Below are 7740 nucleotides of genomic sequence, written 5' to 3'. Positions count from 1 at the left end.
TACTTTTCCTTGATGCCGCGTAAAATGCTGATCGTGTCTTCGACCGTTGGTTCTGACACCATCACGGGCTGAAAACGCCGCGCCAAAGCCGCGTCTTTTTCGACGTATTTGCGGTATTCGTCCAAGGTTGTCGCGCCAACGCAGTGCAATTCGCCACGCGCCAAGGCCGGTTTGATCAGGTTGGCCGCATCCATCGCGCCCTCGCCCTTGCCCGCCCCCACAAGCGTATGCATTTCGTCGATGAACAAGATCACTTCGCCCGCAGCTTCTGTCACCTCGGTCAACACAGCTTTCAGACGTTCCTCGAATTCACCACGGTATTTCGCACCGGCAATCAGTGCCCCCATGTCAAGCGCAAGCAACCGCTTGTTGCGCAGGCTTTCAGGCACATCACCATCCACGATCCGCAAAGCCAGACCTTCGGCGATCGCAGTTTTACCGACACCAGGTTCACCGATCAGCACCGGATTATTCTTGGTCCGACGGCTAAGCACCTGCATCGCGCGGCGGATTTCTTCGTCCCGCCCAATAATCGGGTCGATTTTGCCTTCGCGGGCGCGTTCCGTCAGATCAAGGCTGTATTTCTTGAGCGCATCATAGCCTTCTTCGGCGCTTGCCGTATCGGCAGTGCGCCCCTTGCGAACGTCGTTGATCGCAGTATTCAGGCCTTGCGCCGTCACCTTGCCATTCTCAAGCGCATCTTTTGCGGCGGATTTGACCATGCATAGCGCCATCAAAACGCGTTCGACCGGAACGAAGCTATCGCCAGCTTTCTTGGCCAGATCTTCGGCCTCGGCCAAAACCTTGGCTGTGGCATTGTCCAGATAAACCTGTGCCGCGTCGCCTGTCACCTTGGGCAGCTTGCCCATCGACAGCGTCAACGCCTCAACAACACGCGACGGGTTACCGCCTGCCGCTGTGATGAGATTGCTCGCCAGTCCCTGATCATCATCCAGCAGTGCTTTTAGCAGGTGCTCCGGCGTCAGGCGCTGGTGGCTTTCGCGGGTCGCAATTGTCTGCGCTGCCTGAATGAAGCCACGCGATCTTTCCGTGAACTTGCTTAAGTCCATGGTTCTCTCCTTTTCAGTTAAGCGCCAATCGGTACCGACACCTGATTAGCAGCGCGTCGGAATGTTGGCCTTGATCTGAATCAAGGGTTTAAGGCGGTCCGTTTCAAGAGGCTGGTCCAGGAAATTTGCGCTTCTCATTCATGCGAATCGGCGGGGTTTTGGAAATTTGATTTCCAAAAAACAGCTTCTAGAAGCAATCGAAAATGTTGATCTATACAAATTCTACATGACATCCCACCCATTTCACCGGGCAAATATCCACACCTCAACTGACTGTTTTGTAATATAAAATTAACTTTGTTAACAATTTGGGTTGGAATTGATGGAACTTTTCCACAACAGTCGAGTTTAATTCGCAATGGGGCCTAACCCAAAGTTTCGAGCAGACAAAATGATCAATGAGGTAAGACACATGAAGACGTGTAAAATCCAACTGAATGACGTAATTTATAACGCTGCAGAACAATGCTTTGAAGCGATCGTCACCGTCCATGATACGGGCCGTTCATTCAAATATGCTTGCGCCATCAACGCGCCGATCTCTACCTCGTTTTCTGATGCCGCCTTGGGACTGGCCAAGCAAGCCAACCGCCGCCATCTGGGCCGCGGGGGCATGCGGTCGGAAATCAAGCGCCTTGGTCCGGACCAGCGCGCTGGTCGTCCCCGCTTTGACCCAAAATCTTGGCTGAAGCGCGTTGCCAATTTGCCTGGCCTGCGCGCCGCCTGATCATCCCTATTTTGCGGAACTGCCTGTCGTACCCGCCCCGGTACGACACCGCAAACCCCAGAGACTGCTGCCTATACTGTCTCTGTTACTTGCCCGGACTGCCATTGTGCAGTCCGGGTTTTTTGTTTTCATGGACATGCAACGCCATACCCCTTAAGCCAGCGTCGTTTGTCCTTCCCCGCACCCGGAGCCCCCTATGTCTGATGACCGTCTGATTGTCGCCCTTGATGTTTCCAACGCCGTCGCCGGCTTCGAACTTGCCGAAAAGCTGGGGGATAGCGTGGGGTTCTATAAAATTGGCCTTGGCATGTTGACCGGCGGGGGCCTTGGCCTTGCCAATGAGTTGATCCAAGATCATGGAAAGCGCGTCTTTTTGGATATGAAACTATTCGATATCGGGGCCACGGTAGAGGCCGCAGTGCGGGGATTGGCCAAGTTCGATCTGGACTTTCTGACTGTCCATGGCGACCCCCATGTGGTGCGTGCCGCGATGGAGGGCGCATCAGGGTCGGGGATGAAAATCCTCGCTGTCACCATCCTGACCTCGCTTGACCGCGCCGATCTGGACGCAAGCTTGATCCAGTCCGGAGACATTCCCGATCTGGTCGTCACCCGCGCCGGACGCGCTTTTGATGCGGGCGCGGATGGCGTGATTGCGTCCCCCCGAGAAGCCGCCCTGATCCGCGCCCTGCCCGAAGCGGCTGGCAAGCTGATCGTCACCCCCGGCGTGCGCCCCCAAGGTGCGGCCTTGGGCGATCAAAAGCGGGTGGCGACCCCGGCCCAAGCCATCGCAGACGGCGCAGATCACATCGTTGTGGGACGTCCCATCTGGCAGGCCCAAGACCCCGCCGCTGCCGCACGCGCCGTCCTGTCTGAGCTTCCTTAACGTCAAAGCGCTCGGCTAGACCTGTGTTAATTCGGTAACAGAACGACATTTTTAAACTTTAGCGGGAATTTTCATTTTGAAATACGCCGATCGTATGGCACCCTTACTATGGTGATACTCCCCGACGAACTGGTTCTTCCTGAAGTTCGTCACCTCCCCCCGCTTTTATGCGGGGGGCCTTTCATACCCTCTTAGTCAAAACCTAGTTCCTGGCAGACGCTCGGCCAGATAAAGCCGCAGACGGTCCTGGAACATAGGTACGGCTTTGGCATGGGCGATGAATGTCTGTTCCGGCATTATCGCCCATCTTTGCCCCTCATCCCCGAAAACGATTTCCCCTGCACATCCGGCGGGCAGGTGCCCCACAAAAAACCAATGCACCACCCCATTCGTGTCAAAGGAACGCCCCCAGCGAAAATCCGCATCCGTCATAACCAAGCCCAATTCTTCGAAACATTCGCGTTGAACGCAGGCTTTTGGCGTCTCGTCACCTTCGCGGCCACCGCCAGGCAGATCCCAAAACCCGGGGAATGGCAGGCCGTCAATGTCATCGCGCAAAATCACAACCAGATCATCGCCCAGATACAGCGCGATCTTTGCCCCCTCGAAATCCGTGTTCAAACCCAGCCCCATCAGATAGTCTTGCCGCAATCCATTCTGAACCCACATACCCCATATGCCAGCCCTTTGTCGCGACTGCCTGTCCCAAATTGCGCCCGCACGCCGCTGTCCGGCCTGCGGCAGCCCACGTGTGTTTGCGCACCCTGAATTGTTTGATCTGTCTATTGCCCATATGGATTGCGATGCGTTTTATGCCTCGGTCGAGAAACGCGATAACCCCGCGCTGAACGGCAAACCAGTGATCATCGGCGGCGGTCGGCGCGGCGTTGTATCGACCGCTTGCTATATTGCGCGGATCAAGGGCGTGAAATCTGCGATGCCGATGTTTCAAGCGCTCAAGCTTTGCCCCGAGGCCATCATCATCAAGCCTAGGATGGAGGCCTATGTCGAAGCCTCGCGCGCTATCCGCACCATGATGGAGGAGTTGACCCCCGCTATTGAACCGCTGTCGCTGGACGAGGCATTTTTAGACATGACCGGCACCACCAAATTGCACGGCGCACCGCCTGCGGTGATGCTGGCGCGGTTGGTACGGCGGATGAAAACCGAACTGGGGCTGACCGGCTCTATCGGGCTGTCGCACAACAAGTTTCTGGCCAAAGTCGCCTCTGATCTGGACAAGCCCAACGGATTTTCTGTGATCGGTGCGGACGAAACCCAGAATTTTCTAAGCGATAAACCCGTCAGCATGATTTGGGGTGTCGGCGCGGCGTCCCTTGCCACGCTGAACAAGGCGGGGATCAAGACGTTCTCGGATCTGCTGCGATGGGAACGGACCGATCTCGTGGCCCGTTTCGGCGGCATGGGCGACCGATTGTGGCATCTGGCGCGCGGTCAGGACAAACGTCGCGTATCTGCACATGCGCCGATGAAATCGATCAGCAATGAAACCACTTTCAACGACGATACGTCGGACCCTGAACTGCTGGACGGCCACCTGTGGCGCATGGCCCAAAAGGTCGCTGACCGCGCCAAGGCCAAGGATTTGGCGGGGCGTGTTGTAGTGCTTAAGCTCAAGCGGTCAGATTTTTCGCTGATCACACGGCGCGTGTCGCTGTATGATCCGACACAGCTGGCCGACCGTATTTATCGCACTGCACGCGGATTGTTTGACCAGTTAAACGATCCCGGCCCCTACCGTCTGCTGGGCTGTGGCATCTCTGAACTTGGCCCTGCCGACGGGGCCGACCAATCCGGTGACCTGTTGGACCCAGACGCCAAACGCCGGGGTCAGGCCGAACGCGCCACCGATGCGATTCGCGAAAAATTCGGCGACAAGGCCATCGTCAAAGGCCGCGCACTGCGTTGACCCTTGGGTTGGTTATTCGGCCGCCAGCGGTACGCGGCCCTGACCGATGCCCGCGATCTGCGCCACGACCGATTGTAGCGCCTTTTGAACGGCCTCAAAGTTGCCATTCGGGCGCACACGTGATTCGTCCATGTACAAAGACCGATCCAATTCAACCTGCACCGCATGCTGGCCCCGCGACGGACGCCCATAGGCCTGCGTAATATAAGCCCCCGCAAAGGGCGTGTTGCGCGTCACATTGAACCCGGCATCGACAAAAGCTGCCTCGACCCGGTCCACGACATCACCGCTTGCCGCAGCCCCGAAACGGTCACCAAGCACAACATCAGGGCGTTTCATGCCTTGGCGGGCGACGCCGTCCATCGCCTCATGGGGCATTGAATGGCAGTCGATCAGCACCGCCTGACCAAAGCGGCGACGCGCGCAATCCAGCAGTACTTGCTGCATGCCATGATACGGATGCCAATAGTCGTCCAAACGCCGCTGCACCTCTTGCATGGTGATTTTGCCGCGATAAATCGACCGCCCATTGGCAACGACCCGTGGAATCACCCCCAAACCCGAAGAAACACGCGGATTATGCCCCTGTCTGCGCAGCCCATCAATCAAGGCGGGGTCCAGTTCTTCGCAGGACCGGTTCAAATCGACAAAGGCCCGCGGCGCACGCGCCATCAGGAATGGTGCCCCGAATTGCGGGGCCACGTTGAACAGTTGATCGACAAATGCATCCTCGGAAGACCTGATGGTATGACTGTCCAAAACGCTAGCCTGCAAGAAAGAAGGGCTATAATCGCGCCCGGAATGGGGCGATGCAAACACCACGCAAGACAGGGTGCGATCAGGGTGTATAACGTCATAAGCAGAGTGTGGCATTCGCGCACCTTTCAAGAATGATCATAGCGCATGTTTTTACAAAGCCAAAACCCCTTGATCATACCTGCGACTCTATTTATAGCCCCCCTATCGGCGCGGAAATTTCGCGCCCCGTTTTTGTTTGGGGCGCTGGTTTTCGGGCTACATAGGGGGTGATTAGCTCAGCGGTAGAGCACTTCGTTGACATCGAAGGGGTCACTGGTTCGATCCCAGTATCGCCCACCACCTAATTCATTGGTCCAGCATCCGCTGGACTGCCCGCAACCCGGCGCAGGCCCGCGCCACGACACAGGAGAACGACCATGAAGGTTCGCAATTCGCTCCGCTCGCTCAAGAACCGGCACCGTGACTGCCGCGTTGTGCGTCGCAAAGGCCGCGTTTATGTAATCAACAAAACGCAGCGCCGGTTCAAAGCCCGTCAGGGTTAAGAACTGTTTGCATCCAGTTAGAAAAGGCCGCTCCTTCGGGGGCGGCTTTTTTGTTTGGCGGACAGCAGGCAGCGGTGCGAGACAACTTGTGGATTCGTGACGCCCTTTAAATTAACAGTCCCACCATGGTTCTGTGTCCGGTCGGACACTGCCCCCAAGACGGGTGAACAGCCCGGCGTTTCAATCTTGAATGATCGCGCTTTCCCATTCGCGCAAAAAGGTTTGCCGTTTGAGCGCACCGAGATAGGTCATCAATGCAGGCTCCAGACTGATCGACGAACGACCTGCGATGTTTTGGAACGCCCCAAGTGGCACCAAGGGGAAACCACGACGCGCGCCATCAGATTCCCCAAGAATCAGATGGCTGACAAATGCTTCGGCCAAGGCGGGATTGGGCACTGCCTTTAAAACGAGGGCAGACCGCATCATCGTTGTCGGAAAATCCGAAGGCAAAAGATGCGCTGCTGCTGCGCCCTGCGGGCTTTGTGTTCTCGACCAGTGCATTTCTGTTCCTCAGCTCCTTTATTCTGGGCGAGCGTAAGTGAATCTTGATGACCTGCATCGCCGTCATCGCAACCTTCATTGTCTGGTATCTGGTGCAAGAGCTGCTTGGCATCTACATGCGCCCGCTGCCCAGCTTCTTGACCAATACTCAAATGAAGTTGTCATGCTAGAAGGACTTCTTGTTGGCCTGCAAACGGCCATGTCATTCCAGAACTTTGCGATGGTTAGTGCCGGCTGCCTGATCGGCACATTCATCGGTATGTTACCCGGACTTGGGCTGATGTCGATCATTGCGATCATGATCCCCATCGCGACCTCAATGGGCGACCCGTCCGCCGCATTGATTTTGCTGGCCGGGGTCTATTACGTTGCCATCTTTGGCGGCTCCACCTCTTCGATCCTGCTCAACGCGCCGGGCGTGACCGGAACCGTTGCCTCCAGTTTCAATGGCTATCCCATGGCGCAGCAGGGCCAGGTTGCAAAAGCGATGATAATGACGTCCATGGCCTGATCATGGCGACCGCTGGCGAAGGCGCAGTGTTCAACCTGCCACGCTTTGCGGGCGGGATTATAAACCTGCAATCAGGCTTGGGCTTTATCACGCTGGTGATGGCGGTATTTGCGTTGCCCGAGGCGCTGTTTCTGGTTCTCAAACCCAAGGTGGCTGGCACTGCAGATAGTGAATGCACATCACACGGTCCATCGCGCCCGTGATTGGCCGCCAGTCGATCCAAGGGTTCTTTATCGGCTTATTGTCGGGGGCCGGGGCGACGATCGCCAGTCTTTTGGGCTATGCGGTGGAACGCAACCTTTCGACCAAACAGGAGCCAGCAGAGTTTGGCAAGGGATCGATCAAGGGCTCTGCGCCCCCCCGAGACAGCTAACAACGCGGCCTGCACCGGTTCATCTGTACCGCTGTTGACGCTGAATGTTTCGCCGGGTCCGCGCCAAATGATCGACGAGCCGCAGATTTTCTGGTCTGTCACCATGTCGATGTTCACCGGCAATCTGGTGTTGTTGATCCTGAACCTGCCGCTGACACCCTATATCGCCAAGGTGCTGCTGATCCCGCGTAACCATCTAATACTGTTCATTTTATTCTTTACCCTCACGGGGCTTATATTAGCTAGAACAGCGCGACAGAACGTTTGATCCTCGTTGTCTTCGGGGTCTGTGCTACCGCGCTAAAATTTGCGGATTAAACGTTGGCACCGTTGCTGATCGACTTCATTCTGGGCGGCATGCTCGAAAACAACTTTGCACGCTCCATGCAGCTTTATGATGGCATCTCATTGATCTGGGAATGCCCGATGACGCTGGCT

8 protein-coding genes, 1 tRNA gene and 2 pseudogenes are annotated in these 7740 nt (G+C 56.4%); 7 read left to right on the top strand and 4 right to left on the bottom strand.

The features are described from left to right. Positions 1-1070, bottom strand: a 1070-nt coding sequence (locus tag ABYT07_RS17290) for a Clp protease N-terminal domain-containing protein (RefSeq protein ID WP_372993276.1), incomplete at its 3' end; no start/stop codon positions are given. A gap of 412 nt (positions 1071-1482) precedes the next feature. Here ABYT07_RS17290 and ABYT07_RS17285 point away from each other — a divergent pair. Both ABYT07_RS17285 and pyrF read left to right on the top strand, forming a co-directional pair. Beyond that, positions 1483-1797, top strand: a complete 315-nt coding sequence (locus tag ABYT07_RS17285) for an orotidine 5-phosphate decarboxylase (protein ID WP_372993275.1) — start codon at positions 1483-1485, stop codon at positions 1795-1797. Positions 1798-1993: 196 nt separating this feature from the next. Next, a complete protein-coding gene (gene pyrF / locus ABYT07_RS17280) occupies positions 1994-2683 on the top strand; it encodes an orotidine-5'-phosphate decarboxylase (protein WP_372993274.1) in 690 nt (229 codons plus the stop codon). Positions 2684-2878: 195 nt separating this feature from the next. Here the strand turns inward: pyrF and ABYT07_RS17275 are convergent, their stop codons facing one another. Next, positions 2879-3352 carry an NUDIX hydrolase gene (locus tag ABYT07_RS17275; RefSeq protein WP_372993273.1) on the bottom strand — a complete coding sequence of 158 codons (474 nt, stop codon included), beginning with the start codon at positions 3350-3352 and terminating at the stop codon, positions 2879-2881. Positions 3353-3359: 7 nt separating this feature from the next. On the opposite strand from ABYT07_RS17275, the gene ABYT07_RS17270 reads away from it, so the two are divergent. Next, the gene (locus tag ABYT07_RS17270; RefSeq protein WP_372993272.1) at positions 3360-4613 is read left to right on the top strand and encodes a DNA polymerase IV; all 1254 of its coding nucleotides are present in this window, start codon (positions 3360-3362) and stop codon (positions 4611-4613) included. Between the two features lie 12 nt (positions 4614-4625). Here the strand turns inward: ABYT07_RS17270 and ABYT07_RS17265 are convergent, their stop codons facing one another. Next, the gene (locus ABYT07_RS17265) at positions 4626-5486 is read right to left on the bottom strand and encodes an N-formylglutamate amidohydrolase (RefSeq protein ID WP_372993271.1); all 861 of its coding nucleotides are present in this window, start codon (positions 5484-5486) and stop codon (positions 4626-4628) included. Between the two features lie 150 nt (positions 5487-5636). On the opposite strand from ABYT07_RS17265, the gene ABYT07_RS17260 reads away from it, so the two are divergent. Both ABYT07_RS17260 and ykgO read left to right on the top strand, forming a co-directional pair. Beyond that, positions 5637-5711: transfer RNA gene (locus tag ABYT07_RS17260), tRNA-Val, on the top strand. Between the two features lie 77 nt (positions 5712-5788). Beyond that, complete coding sequence (gene ykgO, locus ABYT07_RS17255) at positions 5789-5914, top strand: type B 50S ribosomal protein L36 (protein ID WP_005850168.1); 126 nt, start codon at positions 5789-5791, stop codon at positions 5912-5914. A 180-nt stretch (positions 5915-6094) separates the two neighbouring features. Here ykgO and ABYT07_RS17250 read toward each other — a convergent pair whose 3' ends face one another. Further along, positions 6095-6418, bottom strand: coding sequence for a hypothetical protein (locus ABYT07_RS17250; RefSeq protein WP_372993277.1), 324 nt, complete (start codon positions 6416-6418; stop codon positions 6095-6097). On the opposite strand from ABYT07_RS17250, the pseudogene ABYT07_RS17245 reads away from it, so the two are divergent. Together ABYT07_RS17245 and ABYT07_RS17240 are read left to right on the top strand one after the other, a co-directional pair. Continuing rightward, positions 6373-6588: pseudogene (locus ABYT07_RS17245) on the top strand (tripartite tricarboxylate transporter TctB family protein); the annotation flags it as partial. The gene ABYT07_RS17250 and the pseudogene ABYT07_RS17245 sit on opposite strands and share 46 nt — an antisense overlap. Then, a pseudogene (locus ABYT07_RS17240) lies at positions 6582-7740 on the top strand (tripartite tricarboxylate transporter permease); the annotation flags it as partial. The pseudogenes ABYT07_RS17245 and ABYT07_RS17240, both read left to right, overlap by 7 nt.

This window comes from Sulfitobacter sp., assembly GCF_041552635.1.
GTDB lineage: Bacteria > Pseudomonadota > Alphaproteobacteria > Rhodobacterales > Rhodobacteraceae > Sulfitobacter.
Note: the sequence above shows the minus strand (reverse complement) of the source record. Positions and strands in the feature narration are given on the sequence as shown.